This window comes from Nocardia sp. Marseille-Q1738 (genome assembly GCF_965283145.1).
Genome location: NZ_CBDIMS010000001.1, coordinates 808,642 through 829,067, shown reverse-complemented (window position 1 = coordinate 829,067; position 20,426 = coordinate 808,642). Strand labels below are relative to the sequence as shown.

19 protein-coding genes and 2 tRNA genes are annotated in these 20,426 nt (G+C 66.3%); 11 read left to right on the top strand and 10 right to left on the bottom strand.

Annotated elements, in window-relative coordinates; genetic code table 11:
• Window positions 1-163 precede the first annotated feature (163 nt).
• Genes ACWPXK_RS03675 through ACWPXK_RS03665 form a run of 3 tightly spaced genes read right to left on the bottom strand, consistent with a single transcriptional unit; the run spans window position 164 to window position 4,524 of the window.
• Window positions 164-778: a putative glycolipid-binding domain-containing protein gene (locus ACWPXK_RS03675; RefSeq protein ID WP_364326424.1), complete on the bottom strand. Its 615-nt coding sequence runs from the start codon at window positions 776-778 to the stop codon at window positions 164-166.
• Window positions 779-823: 45 nt separating this feature from the next.
• The gene (locus tag ACWPXK_RS03670) at window positions 824-2,710 is read right to left on the bottom strand and encodes an ABC transporter ATP-binding protein (protein ID WP_454194574.1); all 1,887 of its coding nucleotides are present in this window, start codon (window positions 2,708-2,710) and stop codon (window positions 824-826) included.
• 2 nt (window positions 2,711-2,712) lie between these two features.
• Entirely contained in the window at window positions 2,713-4,524 is a 1,812-nt protein-coding gene (locus tag ACWPXK_RS03665; protein WP_454194573.1) for an ABC transporter ATP-binding protein, read from the bottom strand.
• Between the two features lie 245 nt (window positions 4,525-4,769).
• Between ACWPXK_RS03665 and ACWPXK_RS03660 the strand changes: the two genes are divergently transcribed.
• Window positions 4,770-5,048 carry a putative quinol monooxygenase gene (locus tag ACWPXK_RS03660; RefSeq protein ID WP_454194572.1) on the top strand — a complete coding sequence of 93 codons (279 nt, stop codon included), beginning with the start codon at window positions 4,770-4,772 and terminating at the stop codon, window positions 5,046-5,048.
• A 137-nt stretch (window positions 5,049-5,185) separates the two neighbouring features.
• On the opposite strand, the gene fadD32 is transcribed toward ACWPXK_RS03660, so the two are convergent.
• A complete protein-coding gene (gene fadD32 / locus ACWPXK_RS03655; protein ID WP_454194571.1) occupies window positions 5,186-7,114 on the bottom strand; it encodes a long-chain-fatty-acid--AMP ligase FadD32 in 1,929 nt (642 codons plus the stop codon).
• A gap of 107 nt (window positions 7,115-7,221) precedes the next feature.
• The gene (locus tag ACWPXK_RS03650) at window positions 7,222-8,472 is read right to left on the bottom strand and encodes a KasA/KasB family beta-ketoacyl-ACP synthase (protein ID WP_454194570.1); all 1,251 of its coding nucleotides are present in this window, start codon (window positions 8,470-8,472) and stop codon (window positions 7,222-7,224) included.
• Between the two features lie 328 nt (window positions 8,473-8,800).
• Here ACWPXK_RS03650 and ACWPXK_RS03645 point away from each other — a divergent pair, with 328 nt between their 5' ends.
• From ACWPXK_RS03645 to ACWPXK_RS03610, 8 genes are all read left to right on the top strand, one after another.
• A complete protein-coding gene (locus ACWPXK_RS03645) occupies window positions 8,801-9,934 on the top strand; it encodes a DNA cytosine methyltransferase (RefSeq protein WP_454195432.1) in 1,134 nt (377 codons plus the stop codon).
• Entirely contained in the window at window positions 9,931-10,362 is a 432-nt protein-coding gene (locus ACWPXK_RS03640) for a very short patch repair endonuclease (protein ID WP_454194569.1), read from the top strand. Before ACWPXK_RS03645 ends, ACWPXK_RS03640 begins: the two co-directional genes overlap by 4 nt.
• Window positions 10,363-10,621: 259 nt before the next feature.
• Window positions 10,622-11,272 (top strand): DUF998 domain-containing protein, encoded by a 651-nt coding sequence (locus tag ACWPXK_RS03635; RefSeq protein WP_454195431.1) that lies wholly within the window; start codon window positions 10,622-10,624, stop codon window positions 11,270-11,272.
• 39 nt (window positions 11,273-11,311) lie between these two features.
• Window positions 11,312-11,704 carry a RidA family protein gene (locus ACWPXK_RS03630; RefSeq protein ID WP_454194568.1) on the top strand — a complete coding sequence of 131 codons (393 nt, stop codon included), beginning with the start codon at window positions 11,312-11,314 and terminating at the stop codon, window positions 11,702-11,704.
• A gap of 71 nt (window positions 11,705-11,775) precedes the next feature.
• Entirely contained in the window at window positions 11,776-12,501 is a 726-nt protein-coding gene (locus tag ACWPXK_RS03625) for a maleylpyruvate isomerase family mycothiol-dependent enzyme (RefSeq protein WP_454194567.1), read from the top strand.
• A 264-nt stretch (window positions 12,502-12,765) separates the two neighbouring features.
• Window positions 12,766-14,025 (top strand): cytochrome P450, encoded by a 1,260-nt coding sequence (locus tag ACWPXK_RS03620; protein ID WP_454194566.1) that lies wholly within the window; start codon window positions 12,766-12,768, stop codon window positions 14,023-14,025.
• 195 nt (window positions 14,026-14,220) lie between these two features.
• Window positions 14,221-14,448, top strand: a complete 228-nt coding sequence (locus ACWPXK_RS03615) for a hypothetical protein (RefSeq protein WP_454194565.1) — start codon at window positions 14,221-14,223, stop codon at window positions 14,446-14,448.
• Between the two features lie 273 nt (window positions 14,449-14,721).
• The gene (locus ACWPXK_RS03610; RefSeq protein ID WP_454194564.1) at window positions 14,722-15,036 is read left to right on the top strand and encodes a hypothetical protein; all 315 of its coding nucleotides are present in this window, start codon (window positions 14,722-14,724) and stop codon (window positions 15,034-15,036) included.
• Window positions 15,037-15,404: 368 nt separating this feature from the next.
• Here ACWPXK_RS03610 and ACWPXK_RS03605 read toward each other — a convergent pair whose 3' ends face one another.
• The 3 genes from ACWPXK_RS03605 to ACWPXK_RS03595 form a co-directional block, all read right to left on the bottom strand.
• Entirely contained in the window at window positions 15,405-16,241 is an 837-nt protein-coding gene (locus ACWPXK_RS03605) for a hypothetical protein (protein WP_454194563.1), read from the bottom strand.
• Window positions 16,242-16,292: 51 nt separating this feature from the next.
• Window positions 16,293-16,826: a hypothetical protein gene (locus ACWPXK_RS03600; protein WP_454194562.1), complete on the bottom strand. Its 534-nt coding sequence runs from the start codon at window positions 16,824-16,826 to the stop codon at window positions 16,293-16,295.
• A 71-nt stretch (window positions 16,827-16,897) separates the two neighbouring features.
• Window positions 16,898-17,107, bottom strand: a complete 210-nt coding sequence (locus ACWPXK_RS03595) for a hypothetical protein (RefSeq protein ID WP_454194561.1) — start codon at window positions 17,105-17,107, stop codon at window positions 16,898-16,900.
• Window positions 17,108-18,046: 939 nt separating this feature from the next.
• Here ACWPXK_RS03595 and ACWPXK_RS03590 point away from each other — a divergent pair.
• Both ACWPXK_RS03590 and ACWPXK_RS03585 read left to right on the top strand, forming a co-directional pair.
• Window positions 18,047-19,252 carry a helix-turn-helix domain-containing protein gene (locus ACWPXK_RS03590; protein ID WP_454194560.1) on the top strand — a complete coding sequence of 402 codons (1,206 nt, stop codon included), beginning with the start codon at window positions 18,047-18,049 and terminating at the stop codon, window positions 19,250-19,252.
• Between the two features lie 87 nt (window positions 19,253-19,339).
• Window positions 19,340-19,810 carry an SAM-dependent methyltransferase gene (locus tag ACWPXK_RS03585; protein WP_454194559.1) on the top strand — a complete coding sequence of 157 codons (471 nt, stop codon included), beginning with the start codon at window positions 19,340-19,342 and terminating at the stop codon, window positions 19,808-19,810.
• A 406-nt stretch (window positions 19,811-20,216) separates the two neighbouring features.
• On the opposite strand, the gene ACWPXK_RS03580 is transcribed toward ACWPXK_RS03585, so the two are convergent.
• Window positions 20,217-20,289: transfer RNA gene (locus ACWPXK_RS03580), tRNA-Arg, on the bottom strand.
• Between the two features lie 34 nt (window positions 20,290-20,323).
• Window positions 20,324-20,413: transfer RNA gene (locus ACWPXK_RS03575), tRNA-Ser, on the bottom strand.
• Window positions 20,414-20,426 lie beyond the last annotated feature (13 nt).

Genomic DNA, 20,426 nt, shown 5'->3' with positions numbered 1-20,426 from the left:
CTCGGCTGAACGACGCGGTCAGAAACCTATCCAGCCCGGCGATCACAACCGGCTGGAGAATCCGCGGGCTGAACTGAAACGCCCGGCCGAGCCGAAACGCGCCCAGCGCACGGGCTCGAACGCGCGATATGCCGCGAACGATCGTCGACCGCCGGAAGTCCGGTCAGATGCGCTCGGCCAGGCCCGGGTAGTCCAGCAGGAAGCCGTCGGCGTCGACCGTGACGGTCGCGCTGGAGACCGGGGAGAGCACGCTGATGCCGTCGGCCGCGCTGCTGTAGATCAGCGTGGCCTCCTGGACGAGCAGGTCGGGCAGGCGGACGTAGACCACCGGGACCTGCACGTCCTCGACCGCGTGCTGGAGGTCGTAGCGGCGAATCGGCAGGGTGTTGAAGAACGGGCTGAGCACCACGTCCACGTCGAGCGCGCCGGCGAAGGTGGAGCGGACGTGGTTGCCACCCGCGTCGATGAGCCAGTAGTTCTCCTCGTCGCGGGCGATCGAGGCGTGCCGCTCACCGGCGGCCGTCGTGGTACGCAACGAGAGCCGCTTCGTCGCACCGTTCTCGTCGGTGACTAGGTCATATGACGCGCTGAACGCGGGATGTTCCGCGCACGCGCCGCCGATCATGCGCCCGGCGGCGCGGATGCGGTTGCCGTTGAGCGTCACCCGCACCGACTCCATCCGCGACGCGTCGTGGGCACGCCAGGTGAGGATCGCCGGCCACCGGGATTCCGGCGGGCTCTCGGCGGGGCTCTCGGGGTCGGAGGCTTGGGTTGTCACGTATCTACCGTAAGCGACATTCAGCCCGCACCCGCATACCTCGCATCACACCAGCGACTCCCGCCACGCCGCGTGCAGGCCTGCGAACCGGCCGGTACCCGCGATCAGGGCGTCCGGTGCGCCGTCCTCGACGATCCGGCCGGATTCGAGCACCAGCACCCGGTCCGCGATCGCCACCGTGGACAACCGGTGCGCGATGATCACCGCGGTGCGCCCGCGCAGCACGGTCTCCAGCGCCCGCTGCACCAGCCGCTCGCTCGGGATGTCCAGGCTCGAGGTGGCCTCGTCCAGCACGATCACGGCGGGATCGGCCAGGAACACCCGCGCGAACGCGACCAGCTGCCGCTGACCCGCCGAGAGCCTGCCGCCGCGTTTGCGCACGTCGGTGGCGAAACCCTCGGGCAGTTCCCGCACGAAGTCGTACAGACCGACCGCACGCGCCGCGGCGAATACCTCCGCGTCGGTGGCCTCGGGTCTGCCGAGCCGGATGTTGTCGGCCACCGAGCCGGAGAACAGGTAGGACTCCTGGGTGACCATCACCACGTTGCGCCGCAGATCGGCGTCGGACAGGTCGCGCAGGTCGACGCCGTCCAGGGTGACCGTGCCGCCGGACGGGTCGTAGAACCGCGTCAGCAGCTTGGCCAGCGTCGACTTGCCCGCACCGGTCGCGCCCACCAGCGCGATCACTTGCCCGGCCGGGATGTCCAGGGTGAACTCGGGCAGCACCGGTCGCGAATCCGCGCTGGGCCCCGCGCTGTACCCGAACCACACCTGGTCCATCCGCACCGCGCCCGAAGCCTTCCCCAGTGCCACCGGCTTCGCGGGCTCCGGCACCGAGGGTTCCTCCTCCAGCACGCCCGAGATCTTCTCCAGCGCCGCCGCGGCGGACTGGTAGGCGTTGAACACCTGGGCGAGTTCGTCCAGCGGACCGTAGAACTCGTTGAGATACAGCAGGTAGGCCGCGAGCACGCCGACCGCGAGGTCGCCCTCGATCACCCGCCACGCGCCGACCACGATGATGATCACCGTGGTCAGGTTGCCGAGCAGTTTGGTCAGTCCGGCGTAGTCGCCCATGCCGCGCATGGCCGCGGTGGTCGCCTCGCGGAATTCGGCGTCCTCGATCGCGAGCACCGACTCGTTGCGCTGCTCGCGGCGAAACGCCTGCACCGCTCGCATGCCGCCCATCGACTCGACGAACTGCACCACCACTTTCGCGATCGCGCCGCGGGTGCGGCGGTAGCCCGCCCGCTGCCTGCGCTGCGCCCAGCGGGTGACCAGCACCAGCGGGACGAAACCGGCCAGCACGATCGCGGCCAGGACCTGGTCCAGGTAGATCAGCAACGCCGCGATGGTCAGCACCGACAGGATCGCGCTCAGCGCCTGGTTGAGCGCGCTCTCCAGCAGGTCCTGCAGGGTTTCGATATCGCCGGTGAGCCGGGCGACCACCTTGCCCGAGGTGTACTTCTCGTGGAAGGCGACGCTGAGGCGCTGCATGTGTGTGAACGAGCGCACCCGCAAGTCGAACAGCACGCTCTGGCTGAGCCTGCCGGACACCCGCAGGAAGGAGAAGGTGGTGAGCACGCCGACCAGCACCGACCCGAGGTACCCGGCCACGGACCAGGCGAGCGGCGCCCAATCACCGGCGACGCCCCGCGCGATGCCGGTGTCCAAACCGTGCGCGATGAACAGCGGCGCCGACACCATGGCGATGTTGTCCACCACGATGAGCACCAGCGCGAGCGCGGCCAGCTTGCGGTAGGGCCGGACCAGGTCGACCAGCAGCCGCCGGGACCGGCTGGCCAGCACCAGGTTTCCGGTCCGGGTGACCTCCTTGTCCTCGCTCGCGATACCGCGCCAATCGGCCGCCTCGTCCGTGCGGCCCGAATCATGCTGCGCCGCGTCGTCTTTCGAAACGATCGTCTCGATACTCATCGCTACTCACCTCCCATCAGTTCTCGGTACCTCTTGCTGGTTCGCAGCAGCTGGTCGTGAGTTCCCTCGGCGACGATCCGGCCATCGGCGAGTACCGCCACCCGATCGGCCAGCGCCGCCGTGGACGGACGGTGCGCGACCAGCAGCGTCGTCGCGTCGGCCAGCACGGTGCGCAAACGCGCCTGCACCCGCTCCTCGGTCTCCACGTCCAGCGCGGACAGCGGGTCGTCGAGCACCATGATCCGGCTGCGCTTTCCGGCGCCCGCGCCGGCGAGCACCGCGCGGGCCAGCGCGAGCCGCTGACGCTGACCGCCGGACAGACTCAGGCCCTGTTCGCCGATCCTGGTGTCCAAGCCCCAGGGCAGGTTGTCCACGAATTCGGTCGCCTGGGCCACCTCCAGTGCGCGGCGCACATCGGCGTCGGTGGCGGACGGATCGCCGAGCGCGACGTTCTCCCGCACGCTCGCCGAGAACAGCACCGGGTCCTCGAACGCCACCGACACCAGCGAGCGCAGGTCGGCGACCCGCATCGTCGCGATGTCGATGCCGTCGATGGTGATCGCGCCACCGGTCACGTCGTACAAGCGCGGGATCAGGTTGAGCAGTGCCGTCTTCCCGCTGCCTGTCGCACCGACCAGCGCCACCGTCTCACCGGGACGCACCCTCAGCGAAACATCCTCCAGCACCGCCTTTTCGGCATCGGGGAAGACGAAACGCACGCCCGTCAAACGCAGTTCGCCTACTACGCGCTCTGGCAAGTCCACCGGCTCGGCCGGGTCGGTGATATCGATGGGAGTGTCGATGATCTCCCAATACCGGTCGGCGGCGGTGCGCGCGTCGTTCAGCTCGGCGAGCAGGAAGCCGGTCCAGATGATCGGCCACTGCAGGAAAGTCGCCAGCGTGATGCCCGCGACCAGGGTGCCGAGCGTCATCGTGCCGTGCGCCACCGCGTAGCCGCCGTAGCCGAGCGCGAACGCGATGGCCAGCTTCGGCAGGCTCACCATGCCCGACCACAGCGTCGCGTCCAATCGCACTTTCAGCATCTCGGTCTGCCGCAGCTCACGTGCTTGGGCGGTGAACCGGCGGCCGAAGAACACACCGCGGCCGAACGCCTTCAGCACCCGCACGCCCTGCGCGGACTCCTCGGCCGTGGTGGCCAGGTCACCGGCCTGATCCTGGGAACGCCGCGAGGCCACCGAGTACCGGCGCTCGAAGCGAAGGCAGATGACCACCAACGGGATCGACACGATCGCGAAGATCAGGCCGATCTGCCAGCTCAGCGCGACCAGCGCGACGAGCCCGACCGGGATGATAACGGTGTGGATGACCAGGAACGGCCCCGCGAAGGACACGAAACGCCGCATGGTGGACAGGTCGTCCACCGCACGCGACAGCAGCTGACCCGACTCCCACGCGTCGTGCCTGCCGATCGACAGCGCCTGCAACTTGCGGAAGATCTTGGCGCGCAAGGTGATTTCGAAGCGCGTGGCCGGCGCGGCGATCAGCCAGCGGCGGCCCCACACGCCTGCCGCCTCCACCAGACCGAGCACCGAGACGACGGCCACCGGACCGATAGCGCCCGCGAGATCACGATGTGCCACCGGGCCATCGATGATTCGCGCGATCATCAGCGGAATCACGATGGCCGTCAGGCTCGCGAGCATCGCGAGACCGCTCGCGGCGAGCAGCATCCCGACGTGCGGACGCAGGTACGGCCAGAACCGCCGCAGCGAATGCCCACGGCCCGCCACGGCGGACCGCTCCGGTCTGTCGGCCTCCGGTTCGGCCGATGAAATGTCCAGTGCGACAGACAAAACTCCCCCTCGAGATATGTGACTGGCGGCGTGGAGCGGGCCCCTCGGTGATGTTCGCATCGAGGTCCGACATTTCAGGGTCGCATCGGAGCCTGCGGCGACCAACCGATTTTCCGGCCGGTCCCCTGCCTGCGACCGCGCATCCGCGCCGGCCGACGCGGTCGCGGGGGGATCGTGACTCATCCACCGAGCCAACAACCTCGAGTTACCTCGAGGTCAAGGCATGGGGGCCTAGACTCGGTAGCGTGCTGATCGTCGCCGGATACCTGCGCGTCACCGATCGCGACCGCTACCTCGACAACTGTCGCGAGGTGGTGCGGCTGGCCCGCGCCGCCGAAGGATGCCTGGACTTCGATCTCGGCGCGGATCTGATCGAGCCCGATCGAGTCAACGTCTACGAGCGCTGGGCGACCCGCGCCGCGATGGAGCGCTTCCGCGGCACGGGTCCCTCGAGCGACCTCTCCGCCCAGATCATGGGCGCCGACGTCCGGGAATTCGAGTACCAAACCGAGATTCGGATCTAGGCGGCCGCTGCCTCGCCTCCGCTCGCCCCGGCGCGGACTAGGGGCGGACTCCGCCCGGGCTGCGCCTTACTGCGGTTGCCTCGGCCATCCGCTCGGCCCGGCGCGGACCACGGACGGACGCCCTCCAACCGCGCCTGTTATACGACGACCACGGATTCGGACTCCCACTCCCGCGGCGCGTCCGGGAACGACTGTTGCTGATGGCCGCCACGCAGCGTGCCCTCCAGATAGGCGGCCCGGCAGGCGCGGCGCGCGATCTTTCCGCTGGATGTGCGCGGAATCGATCCCGCGGGAACCAGCAGCACGTCGCGCACCGTCACGCCGTGACGCCGCGCGATCGCGGCGCGCACGGTGTCGGCGACCGGCTCTGGCTCCAGCTTGCCCGCGCCGGTATTGCGTTCGGCGACGATCACCAGCTGCTCGGAGGTGTCCTCGGCGTCGAACGTCAGTCCGGAGTGACTGTCGTGCTCGAAGACCAGCGCGGGCAGTTCGTTGGCCGGAACCGAGAACGCCGCCACGAAGCCGGGACGCAACGCCTGGCTCGATTCCTGGGCGGAGAACTCCAGATCCTGCGGGTAGTGGTTACGTCCGTCCACGATGACCAGATCCTTGACCCGGCCGGTGATGTACAGCTCGCCGTCGAGATAGGCGCCGAAATCGCCGGTGCGCATCCAGTTGGCGTCCTGCGGTGTTCCCTCCGCATGACTGCCCTCCGGCAGCCGCGCCGCCAGCTTGGCACGGAAGACGGACTCGGTCTCCTCGGGACGGCCCCAGTATCCGATGCCCATGTTCTCGCCGTGCAACCAGATCTCGCCGACCTCACCGTCACCCCGCTCGGCGCCGCGCTCCGGATCGACGATCACCGCCCACTGCGACAGCGCGACATAACCGCAGGACACCTGGGCGATGGCGTTGTCGGCATCCGGCGCCACCTCGACCATCCGCCCGGCGCTCAGCTCGGCGCGGTCGACATAGACCACCTTCGCCTTGTCCTCGGCCTTGGTCGCCGACACGAACAGCGTCGCCTCGGCCATGCCGTAGCACGGTTTGATCGCCGTCTCCGGCAGTCCGTACGGCGCGAACGCCTCGTTGAACTTCTTCATCGACGACGCCGAGACCGGCTCGCTGCCGTTGATCAACCCGATCACGTTGGACAGGTCCAATTCCTCGCCCGGCTTCGGCATGCCGCGCGCCGCCGCGTGCTCGAACGCGAAATTGGGGGCGGCGGCGAAAGTTCCGGCACCATCGGAAGCCGCGGCCAGTTCCTTGATCCAGCGATAGGGGCGGCGCACGAACGCGCTCGGCGACATGATCGTGATGAACCCGCCGCCGACGGTCGGCAGGATCACGCACAGCAGGCCCATGTCGTGGAACAGCGGCAACCAGGTGACCCCGCGCGAATGCTCGGTCACGCCGATGGCGTCGATCATCTGCAACAGGTTCGTACCCACCGCCCGGTGCGTGATCTCCACGCCCGCGGGCGTCCGGGTCGAGCCCGAGGTGTACTGCAGGTAGGCGACGCTGTCGATGTTGACATCCGGCCGCACCCAGGACGCGCCGACACCGTCCGGGATCGCCTCCACCGCGATGATGCGCGGACGCTCCGGCGCCGGTAGATGACGAAAGAATTTCCGCACACCGCCCGCCGCGGAACCAACGGTGAGGATCGCGGCGGGCGTGCAGTCGCCGAGTACCGCGTGCAGCCGATCGGTGTGGCCCTGCTCCTCCGGATCGAACAGCGGGACCGCGATGTTGCCCGCGTACACCGCGGCGAAAAGCGAAACGACGTAGTCCAGCCCTTGCGGAGCGAGAATCGCCACCCGGTCGCCCGGCCGCGTCACCTGCTGCAACCGGGCCGCCACCGCGCGAAGCCGCACACCGAACTGGCGCCAGGTGAGTTCGAGGTATTCACCGTCGCGTTCGCGGGAGTAGTCGATGTAGCGGTAGGCGAGGTCGTCGCCGTTCTCCGCGCAGTGCTTGTCGACGAAGTCGATCAGGGTCTTGTCCCCCCTGATTTTGATATTGCCCTGATCGTCCAGATAGTCGTCGAAGGTTTCGTCGATCATCGCCTTATCCTTTTCCAACGCACAGGCGCTCAGGCCGTGCAATGACACCGAACACAGGTCGATAACGAAGCGTCGGGAAGGCTAGCAGGTGTCCCGGCCACCCGCGGTCAGTATCGGCCGAAGGCGAGCGCGACGTTGTGCCCGCCGAAGCCGAAGGAGTTGTTCACGGCGTAATCGATACGGCCGGGCCGGGATTGGCCGCAGACGACATCCAGATCCACCTGGGGGTCCTGATTGTCCAGGTTCAGCGTGGGCGGCACGATAGCGTCACGCAGGCTCAGCACGGTGATCACCGATTCGAGCGCGCCGACCGCGCCGATGGAGTGGCCGAGGGCCGATTTCGGCGCGTAGACCGACGGGTGGTTGCCGATGGCCTTGTTGATCGCGCGCGCCTCCGCCGTATCGCCCACCGGCGTGCCCGTCGCGTGCGCGTTGACGTGCGTGATGTCGTTTCTGGTCAGACCCGCCGTCTGCAGCGCCCGCGTCATCGCGCGCGCCGCGCCGGAGCCCTCGGGATCGGGCGCGACGAGATGGAAGCCGTCGGAAGTGAGGCCGGCGCCGAGCAGCCGGGCGTGGATGGTCGCGCCGCGCGCCGCGGCGTGCTCTTCGGTCTCCAGCACCATCATCGCGCCAGCCTCGCCGAAGACGAAGCCGTCGCGGTCGGCGTCGAACGGTCGCGATGCGCGCTTGGGCGCGTCGTTGCGGGTGCTCATGGCGCGCATCATCGTGAACGCCGCGACCGCGAGGGCCTGGATCGAGCCCTCCACCCCGCCCGCGACCACCATGTCGGCGTCACCCATGACGATCATCTTCCAGGCGTTGGCGATCGCCTCCGAGCCCGACGAGCAGGCCGACACCGTCGTCGTCGCACCGGCGCGCGCGCCGATCTCCAGCGCGGCGCACGCCGCGGCCCCGTTCGGCATCGCCGCCTGCACGGAGTACGGCGAAACTTTGCGGTAGCCACCGTTGCGCAGTTTGTCCCGCGCGTCGATGATCGCCTCGGCGCCGCCGAGACCGGTGCCGATGGACACGCCGAGCCGGTTCTTGTCCACCTCCGGGCTCCCCGCGTTGCGCCAGACCTCACGAGCGAGCGCGATGGCCATCTGCTCCACGTAGGCCAGCCCGTGCGTCTCACCTTTGCCGAGGCACATGGCGGGCGCGACCTTCAGATGACCGCCGATCCGCACCGGCAGCTCGAACTGGTCGACGAAGCTGTCTTCCAGGAGGTCGATGCCGCTCTCACCATTGAGCAGACCCTTCCACGTGGAGTCCACGTCACCGGCGATGGACGTGGTCGCCGCGAGACTGGTGACCACGACAGGGCGGAAATTTCCGTTCTTGGTGGAAGAAATCTGCATCTTCGCTCACTTTCCCTAGCGTCGCTCGAGGAAACGTCGTGGAGCAAAAGCACTGCGAGCGCACCACCAGGGCGGCCCGCACACATGGCACTGGAGCGCAGGCGGAACGGCCGATCATCACGACATCGCGCGACCGGTCCTGTGATTATTGGAAAAAAGCGCACCAATAGCACTGTGTGACACGCGGACCGTACCAGGTGCCCTCGCCGTTGGTCGCGATGTTCGGCGATCGCCTCGGACGACTCGAGTAACCTGCTCCCGGGCACTGGACGCGCGGGCGGCGTCCGGTGTGGACGCGAGAAAGGGAAGGTCGTTGACGGGCGCGCGGATGGTCGGGCTGTTCGCCGGAATCGGCGGACTCGAGCTCGGTCTCGGCAGGCACGGCTGGCACACCGAACTGCTGTGCGAGATCGAGCCCGGCGCCCAGGGCGTGCTGGCGGCCCGATTCCCCGATGTGCCGCTGCATTCCGACATCACCCGGCTGCGCGCCATCCCGGCGGGAACGGAGTTGGTCGCGGCGGGATTCCCGTGCCAGGACCTCTCCCAAGCCGGACGCACCGCGGGCATCACCGGCACCCGATCGGGTCTGGTCGACGAGGTGTTCCGGCTGGTGCGCCGCAAACGCGGTCCGCGCTGGCTGCTGATCGAGAACGTACCGTTCATGCTGCAACTCGGGCGAGGGGCGGCGATGCGGCACATCACCGGCGCCCTCGACGAGCTCGGTTACACCTGGGCCTACCGGGTGGTGGACGCGCGGGCGTTCGGATTGCCGCAACGGCGGCAACGAGTGCTGATGCTGGCCTCGCGCACCGAAGACCCGCGCCGGGTGCTGTTCGGCGAGGACGCCGGTCCGCGCACAGTCGGCGATCCCGCGCTCGATCCGTGCGGCTTCTACTGGACCGAAGGGGTGCGCGGGCTGGGCTGGGCGGTGAACGCGGTGCCGACGCTGAAGGGTGGATCGGCGCTCGGCATCGCGAGCCCGCCCGCGGTGCGACTGCCGTCCGGCGAGATCGTCACGCCCGGCATCGCCGACGCCGAACGCCTCCAAGGTTTCGACCCGGGCTGGACCGCACCCGCGACCGACGTGCCCGGCGTGCGGAAGGGTCATCGCTGGAAGCTGGTCGGCAACGCGGTGAGCGTACGGATGGCGGCCTGGGTCGGATCGCGACTGTCCGCGCCGCTGGACCCGATCCCCGGCGATCAGCGGCTCGCGCCGGGTACGCCGTGGCCGGTGGCCGCATGGGGGCGCGCCGGCGCGGCCTATCGGGTGCCCGTGTCCACCTGGCCGGTGCACGAGCCCTACGAGGACCTGACCCACTTCCTCACCGACGCGCAACTGCTCTCCGCCCGCGCCACCGCTGGATTCCTCCGCCGGACCACCATGGGCAGCCTGCGTTTTCCACCCGGTTTCCTCGCCGACGTGGAAAGCCATCTCGACCGGATGGGCGGCTGGGCGGCATGACGCGGCGACCCGGCACGGACGCGGCCACCAGCGCGCGGATGGCGCGCCAGCGGCGCACCGGGACCGATCCGGAACTCGCGTTGCGCCGGGAGCTGCACCGGCGCGGGCTGCGCTATTTCGTCGATCGAGCACCGATCCGCGGGCAGCGCCGCCGCGCGGATCTGGTATTTCCGCGCCGACGGGTCGCGGTCTACGTGGACGGCTGCTTCTGGCACCGCTGTCCGCAACACGCCACCGACCCGAAGAACAACGCCGAATGGTGGGCCGCCAAGCTGGCCGGAAACGTGGCAAGAGACCGCGCCACCGACGCGGCGTTGATCGCGGAGGGCTGGCAGGTTGTCCGAGTGTGGGAGCACGAGGACGCGGTGAGCGCGGCCGATCGCGTCCAGGAGGCGCTGGCGTCAGCGGCGCCGCACGCGCACGAGTGAGCGTGGAGCGTGTGCGGCCAGGTAGCCGGACACCACCATCACCGTCATGACCGCGATTCCGGCGGCGGCAGTCGCGAAGCCGAGCATGAGGACCTCCTCGAATTGCACTTGCGGTCCAGCCTGCCCCGCGAAGCTGACAAGAGGCTGTGTGCGGGGTGGTAAAGGCCCGTGCCTACCTCATGGTTCGGGCGGTAGGCAGCACAATGATGTCGTGACGCGTGGCCAGAAGACCGCCGACCGGCGCGTGCGACCGGTGTCGATGGTGATCGCGCTGGTGATCGCGCTCGCGGGACTCTGCTATTCGTCCTGGGTGCTCCAGTTCGTGCTGAAGATCGAGCTCGACCCGGTCAATTCCTTCCTCAGCGAACTGGACGCGGAGGGCAAGCCGTACCGGCTGGTGTTCGCGACCGCCGACACGATCACCGGGGCGGCGCTGATGTCCGCCGCGATCGCGGGGCTGCTGCTGTTCCCGCGCCGCAGGCTCACCACGATCGGCTGGGTGGCGCTGTTCTGCTTCGGCGCGTCGACCATCGCCGACGTACTGCTGCCGCTGCGTGACTGCACCCCCGGCGAGGCCGGGTGCGGCGAGCCCAGCGAACTGTTCCCGCAGCTGCATCAGCCGCACGCGCTGACGAGCACGCTAGCGGTCACCTCGATCGCGGTCGCGGCATTCGCATTCAGCCTCGCCGCGTTCCGTTATCGGCGCTGGCGGATCTTGCGCGAGTTCGGACTGGTCGCGCTGGGAATCGGCTCGGTCGCGACGGTCTGGATGCTGATCGCCGACAATTTGCCCGGAAATTACGCGCTCGGGATCGCGCAGCGCATTCAGGTCGGCGCGATGTCGCTGTGGTTGCTCGCGTTGGCCGCCGCGGTGATCGTGGAGGCCAAGGAGCGGATCGAGCCGAGCTGACATGCGGCCACGACGGCGGCCCATGCGATGCTGTCGCGCATGAGTGATCGCGTGAACATCTCCTCCGGTTCGGAGTTCGAAGACATCGTCGGCTACTCGCGGGCGGTCCGGCTCGGCAATGTCATCGCGGTCAGCGGCACCACTGCCTCGGCCCCCGGCGGCACCGCCGTCGGCGGCGACGACATCGGCGAGCAGACCAGAGAAACCCTGCGCCGCATCGGTTCCGCGTTGACGGAGGCGGGCGCGAGCCTGGCCGACGTCGTGCGCACCCGCATCTTCGTCACCGACATCGCGCGCTGGCCCGAAGTCGCCAAGGCGCACGCCGAAGTATTCGGCGATATCCGGCCCGCGACGGCCATGTACGAGATCAAAGCCCTGATCACCCCGGCGCTGCTGGTGGAAATCGAGGCCGACGCGATCGTCGCCGAGTAGGGCGAGGCTGGACGTGCGGACCCGGCTCGTCGTTGCGGCGGGCCGGGTTTTCTGTCGCTAGGGTCGAAGCCGTGACCACCGCAGCTTCGCAGACTCCCGTGCAGCTCGACACCGTCGCCGAGGCGACCGCACGCCTGCTCGACACCATCCGCGGACTCGGTGAAAGCGCGGTGACCGAGCCGTCCCTGCTGCCGGGTTGGACCCGCGGCCACGTTCTCGCCCACCTGGCCCGCAATGCCGACAGTCTGGTCAACCTGCTGCTGTGGGCACACACGGGCGTCGAAATACCGCAATACGCCAGCGCTTTCCTGCGCGACAGCGACATCGAGGCAGGAGCACCTCGTCCGCTCGCCGAGCAGCTGGCCGACAACGAGGCCGCCGCGACCCGATGGCTCGGTTTGGCGCGCTCACTCACCGACACTGCCTGGAAAACCCAGGTCCGCACCCGCCAGGGCCGCCCCATCCCCGCGACCGAGATCCCCTGGATGCGCTTGCAAGAGGTGGAAATTCACCACGTCGACCTGAACGCGGGCTACCAGCCGTCCGACTGGCCCGCCCCGTTCGTCGCCCGGATCCTCCCCCAAGCCGCCACCGACCTGACCCGCCTCACCGCCGACAACCCACTCGAACCCTGCACCCTCCACGCCACCGACACCGACTTCACCGCCACCATCGGCGCCTCCCCCGCCACCAACACCATCACCGGCCCCGCATCGTCCTTGGCCGCCTGGCTCCTCGGCCGCAGCCCCGGCTCGGACTTGACCGGCAACCTCCCGACCCTTCCGGCGTGGAAGTAGGCGCTGCGCGAACCAGCGGACGACATCTATGTCGCTTTCAGTACCAAAGATGTCGCTTCCGACGATAGGTTCCACCGGATGGGCGATCTAGCGTGATGTTTGCCCCAGCGGCAAACCATTTCGGAGACAGATGATCTGCGCCAACGGCACCACCACGTTCGCCTGACCGACGTCGAGGCCAACGGACGCGCGTGATCCAGGCACGTGCCTGCGCTCAGCGATCATCCTCGCCGAATTCCTGTTCCCTCGTCTGGAGTCACGCCTATGACCGCAGCGCAGTCCCCAACGTCCGCCCCCCGAAGCTGCCCCGTCCAGGGATCACCGATCGGTACCGAAACACCTCAAGTTTGCTTGCGCAGCCGGAAGTTCGCCGCCGATCCGCACAGCGGCTACCGTCAGATGCGCCAGCAGCACGGTTCGCTGGTTCCGATGGAGTTGGCGCCGAATGTCCCCGCCACCTTGGTGCTCGGGTACCGCACCGCGTTGCGGATCCTCAACGACCCCGACCATTTTCCGGCCGATCCGCGCACCTGGCAGCGGAGCATTCCCGACGACTCGCCCATCAAGCCGATGATGGAGTGGCATCCGAACGCGTTGCGCAACACCGGAGATACACATGCTCGCTATCGGCAGACGTATACCGCGGCCATCGATGGGATCGACCTGCACGCCCTGCATTCGACGGTCGAGAAGATCGCGATCCCGCTGATCAACAGCTTCTGCCAGGATGGCTCGGCCGACTTGGTGTCCCAGTATGCGTTTCCGCTCGTCTTCGAGGCCCTCAACCAGATGGTCGGCTGCTCAGCCGAACTGGGCCAGCGGGTCGCGACCGGCATGGCCGCGCTCTTCGACACCGTCGAGGCTGCCCGCGGCATGCAGATGCTCAGCGAGGCGCTGATGGAGTTGATTCAGCTGCGACGCGCGGAACCCGCGGACGACGTCACCTCCCGGCTCGCGCACCATCCGGCCAACCTCGATGACACGGAGATGCTTTCCCAGCTGATCAGCTTCTACGGTGCGGGTATCGAGCCGCAGCAGAATCTGATCACCAACACGCTGTTGCTGATGCTGACCGACCACCGCTTCGGCGGCGACGTACTCGGTGGGAGCATGTCGACGCGTGACGCCCTCGACGAGGTGCTGTTCAACGACCCGCCCTTGGCCAACTTCTGCGCAACCTACCCACGCCAGCCGATCCTGATCGACAACACCTGGCTGCCCGCGCACCAGCCGGTTCTGATCAGCCTGGCCGGATGCAACAACGACCCCGAGATCCGTGGCGGCGACCGCGCGGGCAATCGCTCCCACCTGGCCTGGAGCACCGGCCCGCACGCCTGCCCGGCCAAATCCGTCGCCTACCTGATCGTGCAGGACGCCATCGACCAACTTCTCGACGCCCTCCCCGAGATGCGGTTGGCCGTGCCGCCCGAGCAGCTGGTGTGGCGACCGGGCCCCTTCCATCGGGCAATGACGCAGCTGCCGGTCGTCTTCCCCGAGTCCCCTCCGCTGCACATCATGGAATGAGCCGTCGACCGCCACCCAAGTCGTCGTCAAAGATGCGAGAAGGCCGCTCCGCGTTGACGGATCGACCCGTCCGCTTCACCTGAGCTCTCAGACGTGGACTAGGAAATGCGGATGTAACGGGCAAAGCGACGCCCGCGATGGTCCTGTCGGTACGCATCAGCGGACCAAAACCCTTCGCAGAAAGGCGAATTCGAGATGAATCGAATCACTCGGCTCACCGTCGGTGTGCTATTGACCGGCGCTGTGCTGTCCCCCGCCGCGACCGCGCAGGCCGAGATATCGCCGCAGCCCACTCCGTCCGTGTCCTTGGTAGCCGCCGGCGACAGCGGCTCTTCCACCGGCTCGGCGGAGGCGCTCAATCAGGTCGTATGCACGATCCTCAAGCTTGTGCTGCTCAACCAGGGACCGCAGAACTGCCAGTAAACCTCGAGAATCCGGCGACTAGCCGGAGTGTGACGCTGGGCATGTAAGCGGGGGCTCCCGGTACGACTGGGTCGGCACGTCACCGAGAGTCCCCTGCCAGTGCCGCTGGCTTCTGGTCCTCCGGCCGAGGGGCGGTGGAATTTGATCCACACACCGCGCCCAGGAGGGAGGTGGGCATAATACGAGACGCTCGCGAACGTAAAGGGCTGCGTGCTGTTCCATACTGCTGCCCCTGCGTGCACGGGATCTCTTTACCCACCCCGAGAGGAAACCATGACCAAGTCGTTGTCCTTAGCCGCTGCCCTCTCTGCGGCTGCTGCTCTACTCTTCCTTCCAGCCACGCCCGCGCACGCCCAGTCCCCCAGCTGCGCCAAGGCCATCGAGCTGATCAACATCGCAATCGACACGAGCGGAGGCACTCTGGATCAGGCGACGGCGACAGCCCTGTCCGAGAGGCTGACCGGCCTGGCCGATTTCGCCCAAGGGGCCGAAAAGGAGGCCATCGCGGCTTACGCTCGAGCGCTGATCGATGACAACGTCACAGAGCTCAACCCCTACACCGACGAACTGAATCGCGTCTGCGCCTGACCCGCGCTGAATACCTTGCTCTGCTTGCACATCAGAGCCACCCGACACAGTCACCGGACATGTATCTTGCCCGTGACGAAGGCCTGCGTTGATGTCACACAGACGATTTCACCGGTCTCGGGTGATTCCCCGGCTGCGTTCCTGCCCGTAGCCAGTGCCGCCGCGCTGCACCTGCGGAGCCTGCTCCGGCGGCTCCCGCACCGCCGCTGACGGTGGTTGAGCTTGCCCGAGCCCGAGAAGTTTCACTACTTCCGGGGGCATTCCCCGGGCTTGCAGGCGTGCGAGTTCTTCGGCGCGTTCCTTGTCGTCTGCCTCGCGGGCAATGCGGGCTTCTTCGCGCGCTTTCTCCTCCGCCGTGCGGGCGTCGGCTACTTGCCGTTCCAGGCTGGCAGCGTCGGCCGTCTCTCGGGCTGCCTGTTCCCCTGTGTCGGTGGCTTCCCGTTCCTGGACGTGATTGGGCACCGGGAATTCCAGCGCCACCCGTTCGGCAGCCGCCCGTTCAACCCGTGCACGCTCATCGGTTTCGCGTGCTTGCCTGGCTCGCTCGGCTTCTTCTCGCGCTTGCCGATCACGTTCGATCTTCTGGGGGGGGCATCCGCCCTGCCACGCGTGGCACCTTCCCGGAACCGCACCATCTTCCCGAATTTTTCGGCTCGCTCTCGCGCTCGCGCCAGCAACGCGATTTTATCCCGCCGCTTCTGTAGCTCCTGAGCCTTTTCCTGTCCCGCCTTCTCGCGGACACCGGGCAATTCGAGCTGTTTACCCGCTTCCCTTTGCAGTCCGATCGCCCAAATCTCGCGGGCAACGTGTCGGGGGATGATTTGGTGCGTGAACTTTTCCTTGAAGTCGAGGACTAAACCGTCGATAAGCTTCTGCACTTCCGGTGACCTGTATTCGCCCTCGACGGTCCGGAGTACGTGTTGCTGTATTTCACCCTTGTCGAGAAGCGCTCGAACAACCTCCAGCTGTTTCTTATCCTTCTTACTCTCCATCCTCCCGGACTTCTCTTCAATCGTGAAGATCAGCCCTCGGTCGTCTCTGATCTTGTCGAACCTAACATTACCTACATTCGGAACCCTGAAAATTCGCGACTGCTGAACGTATCCGTTTTCACGGTCGCGAAAGTACTGAGCCGCACCGTTTTCAAATATCCTGCCACGCTCATTGTTGTTGCAGTTATGGCGGTCCCTGTCGTACTCGGGCATTGCCGCGCCCCCCGGAGGCGTGAAGCAGTTGACTGAAGGTGAATGACTACGTTATGCGCTGGAATCTTCTCTACGCTTCTCGTCGTGATAACCCGCATATTCACGGATGGCTGCGGCCATATCCGAGAACATACCTTCGTGATCCTCGGGGTTGTATCCAATCATGCTGTCCATCAGGTACCATGCCGTGATTTCATCTTCATCGTCCGTGTCGAGGCGAAGGGCGGGATTTACGTTTTCGTAGAACGTGTATTCCCTTCCGGGCAATTCGTATTCGATCCATTCAGCACCCGCGAACTTGATGAAGCATTCGCCGATGAAGCAAATGAATGCGTCGGCCATGTCGGCGTTCTCGGGAGCCATCGCGGTAGCCATATCCGGGAACAGGTCCGCGACAATGGGGTTGAGCCGTTTCACCTCCGCCGAGACTTCCGGCCATGGTTCCGAAGGAATCTCACGTATGCCCGCATAGTCCATGAACTTCCGGGCTTGCGCCTTGCGGCGGTCGGAGTCGACCCATTTTCCCCATTCAGTCTGCTCGACAGGTACGCCGAGATCGATGGCCAGCTGCTCGTCATTCCCCACGCCTAGCTCCTTCTCGTCATGGTCCGAACAGGTCAGTGTCGCGCGCGCACAGGTCACCGGGCAAGGAACCATCATCGCTCGACATACAGCCGTTCACACGGCAACCTGGGCCAGCCCTCAGCACTATCAGGGAGCACGTTCACGGCGTCGACGTAGTGCCGTTCTCGATGCTCTTGAACGAACATCAGAGCAGCAGTGAGGCAGGCCGCGAAGTCCAACCGGACGCCATGCAGGAACACCGACAGATGCACATCCGGATCGTTCGGCAGCGGCGAACTCATCGCGCTTCCCTCCGGTCATCCACGACACGGACCCCGATCCATGGGCAGACACCGCCGATGTTGCGTTCGTGCTCACCGATCATGCCGCCAACCAACGGGACCAGGCGCAGGCAATGTTGGCTGTCCGGGCACCGGACGTGCGTCACGAACCCGCGCCCGTTCGGTGTCCCGTCCGCCGTCGCCCACCATCGGCACCGCGACAGGAGAACCGTGCAGTCAGACATGAGCGACCACCCGACGCCTACCCGGACCACCACAGGCACGGATGGACTCGACCACAACCAGCCCCGACGGGCGGAACCTATCCTGCGGTGTCTCTATCCAATGCCTGATAGCGCCGGACTCAACCGTAGGCGATGGCAACGCGACTGTCCCACCCTCTCGAACAATCGACACGTCGAGCCGGAACAACTCCGCGAAAAGCTTTGTGTTGTCCGGAAGGTCGGGTCGAACTAGAAAGGTCCACCTGTTCGAGCGAGGGTGCGCCACGATCGGACCCATCGCATCTCTCCGGCGCTGCATCACTTCCCTGACAGCCCGCCCTAACGGCGCGGGCATGGTCAGTGCCCACACATGCGACGTTCGCATGATGATGCGGCCCGGTTCGGGCGGGTCGATCACCGCGGGCAGATCGCACACACGCCGGTAAAAGTGGCATCGAGACACCGGGGTGTCCCCAAACACTATGTGGCCCATGAAGACCTCTACTCGTATCGGAAAGGCTTTGGGTGCGCCCGGTCCTCGACAACCCCCTGACCGGTACCCGAGGGCGGAAGTCTTGCGGTGTCTGCGGTTCCGCACTCCCTACCGGGCGCGAATCAACATCAGCACGAGCGAGGGCATCTATGCAGGACTAAGCTGTTTTCAAAGCGACAGGTCCACATTTGAAAACACACGGGTGGGTGTGAGATGCCGTCAGCGGAGCAACGATTGTGCGGGATGGAACCAGACAGAACCGGCCGCACGCTCAGGCAGCTACGGACCGAACGCGGACTCACCTTGCGCGAACTCGCCGGGGCAACGTTCTGCGACTACTCCCAGCTCGCGAACATTGAAGCGGGCCGACGTTGGCCGAAAGATCGCGGATGGGCCGAACGCGTTGACCGTGCGCTCAATGCAGGTGGCACCTTGATCTCGGCGTGGGACGCGGACCAAGCGGACCACGCGCGGCGCAATGACACGTTGCGGATGCTCGACCAGGCGCGGCGAGACTCCGAAGCAATTCTCGCTGAACCAGACGCGGTGCCGCTGGACGATATGCAATCCGGCATCATCGACGTAGCCCGCAACGCCCGGTTCGAGTCGTATGACCGAACCCTCAGCCGGGCGACGGACATTCGCGCGGAGTTGATGCGACGTATCAAGTTGGGCGCGCACCGGCCATACGAGATACGGGAGCTGTACGTAGCGCTCGGCCGTGTGTGTGGCGTGTTGTCGTACCTGACGCTCGACCTTGGGCAGGCGGACACGGCGCGCGTTCACGCACAAGCATCGTTCCAACTGGGCGACCGGGCGGACCACGACCAGTTGAGGGCATGGGCGCGCGGCACACAAGCGTTGGCGTTCCGGTTCGTGAAGGATTTCGAACGCGCACGAGACGCGGCAACAGACGGACTGAAGTACGTCACGCACTCGACCGGCACCGCCGAACCCCGGCTTTTGTGTGGTTTGGCGGCGTCGGTCGCGAACCTTGGCGACGCGGCGCGCGCGCTCGAACTGCTCGACCAGGCGGAGCGTGCACGAGACGCAGCGGGACCCGACGAAATACCCGGCTTGTTCACATTCACGCCAGCGAAACAGATTTATTACCGGGGATTTTCGCTTATGTGGGCGGACGACGAGAAGACGCTGCGTAAGTCTGTGAAGGCGTCTGAGGAAGCAATCGAAGCGTGGCAAGTGCAACGCTCCCCCGGTGATGAGATGCTGTCTCAAATCTATTTGGCCTCTGCGAGCGCACGTCTCGGAGACTTGGACGGCAGTATTGCCGCAGTATCGCCAGTGTTGGAGAACCCGATCAGCGCTCACTTCTCATGGGTGCGCAAGCGTCTCAACCAGTTGGAAGGGCTACTGGCAGAGAACTTCCCGGACTCCTCTGTTGCGGGAGACATGCGGGAAACCTTGGTTGCCTACGTACACTCGGCTTGAATTAGCCTTCACCCCTGTCGTAGCCGATAAGTTCGATGAACGGGCCGCAGACTATCTAGCCGCCAACGGGAAGTAGGACAAGGTCGTATGGCAGATAATGTGTTCGAAGTGGCGCCGGTTGCACATGTAGTGGGCGGCCGTCGCGAACCTACAGACGATCACTGGGGAGGTAGCCAGGCGATCATCCGCATAGATGATCCCCGGTTCACCGAAGAGTCCGTGCAAGGCTTGGACGCGTTCAGTCACCTCGAGATCGTGTTCCGGTTCCACTTGACCGACCCAACCGATTTGCACTTCGGCGCGCGCAGTGCCCGCGACAACCCCGCATGGCCCAAGGTCGGCATCTTCGGGCATCGAAACATGCGACGCGTCAACTGGCTCGGGGTCTCCCGCACTCGGCTGCTCCGAGTAGACGGCCTGGACCTGCACGTAGCCGAGCTGGACGCGGTAGACGGCACACCCGTACTGGACATCAAGCCGTGGTTCGCGGAATTCGGCCCACGTGGAGAGATCCGGCAAGCTCCATGGTCAACCGAGATGCTCAAAGACTATTTCTAGGCCGACGGAAAGCCCCGACCTCTCGTTTGAGACGAGGGGCCGGGGACTTCGTGTCGTCGGGCCTACGCGGTGTCGGGTGTGATGGCCTTCTCCGCTGCCCAGCCGGTTACCGACCTGTGCGCCCTATATGCGAGGCAGGTAGCCGTAGTTTTACCGCTGGCGGGCCACACCTGTACCCCCGGGAAGGTCTCCGAAGCCATATCCACGGGCTCTGAGCTGGGATTATCTCCGGACGGGCATGGGCGGGTCGGACCTGTCGTGCAGGCGTCCGCGTCTTCGTGCTGGTCAGCAGGGTCACGGACGGTAACGGGCATGGACTGCCGTTCGAGTGACATTGTCGTCAAAAGGCGTCGTCAAAGATGCGAGAAGGCCCCTCCGCAAAGAGCGAAGGGGCCTTCTACTGATGTGCGCCCGAAGGGATTCGAACCCCTAACCTTCTGATCCGTAGTCAGATGCTCTATCCGTTGAGCTACGGGCGCAGGTGTTATTCAGTTGTACCCGGTTTCCCGGGCGTGGCGGAGGCGAGAGGATTTGAACCTCCGGTCCCCGTGAAGGGACAACTCATTAGCAGTGAGTCCCATTCGGCCGCTCTGGCACGCCTCCTGGAGCCTTCTCT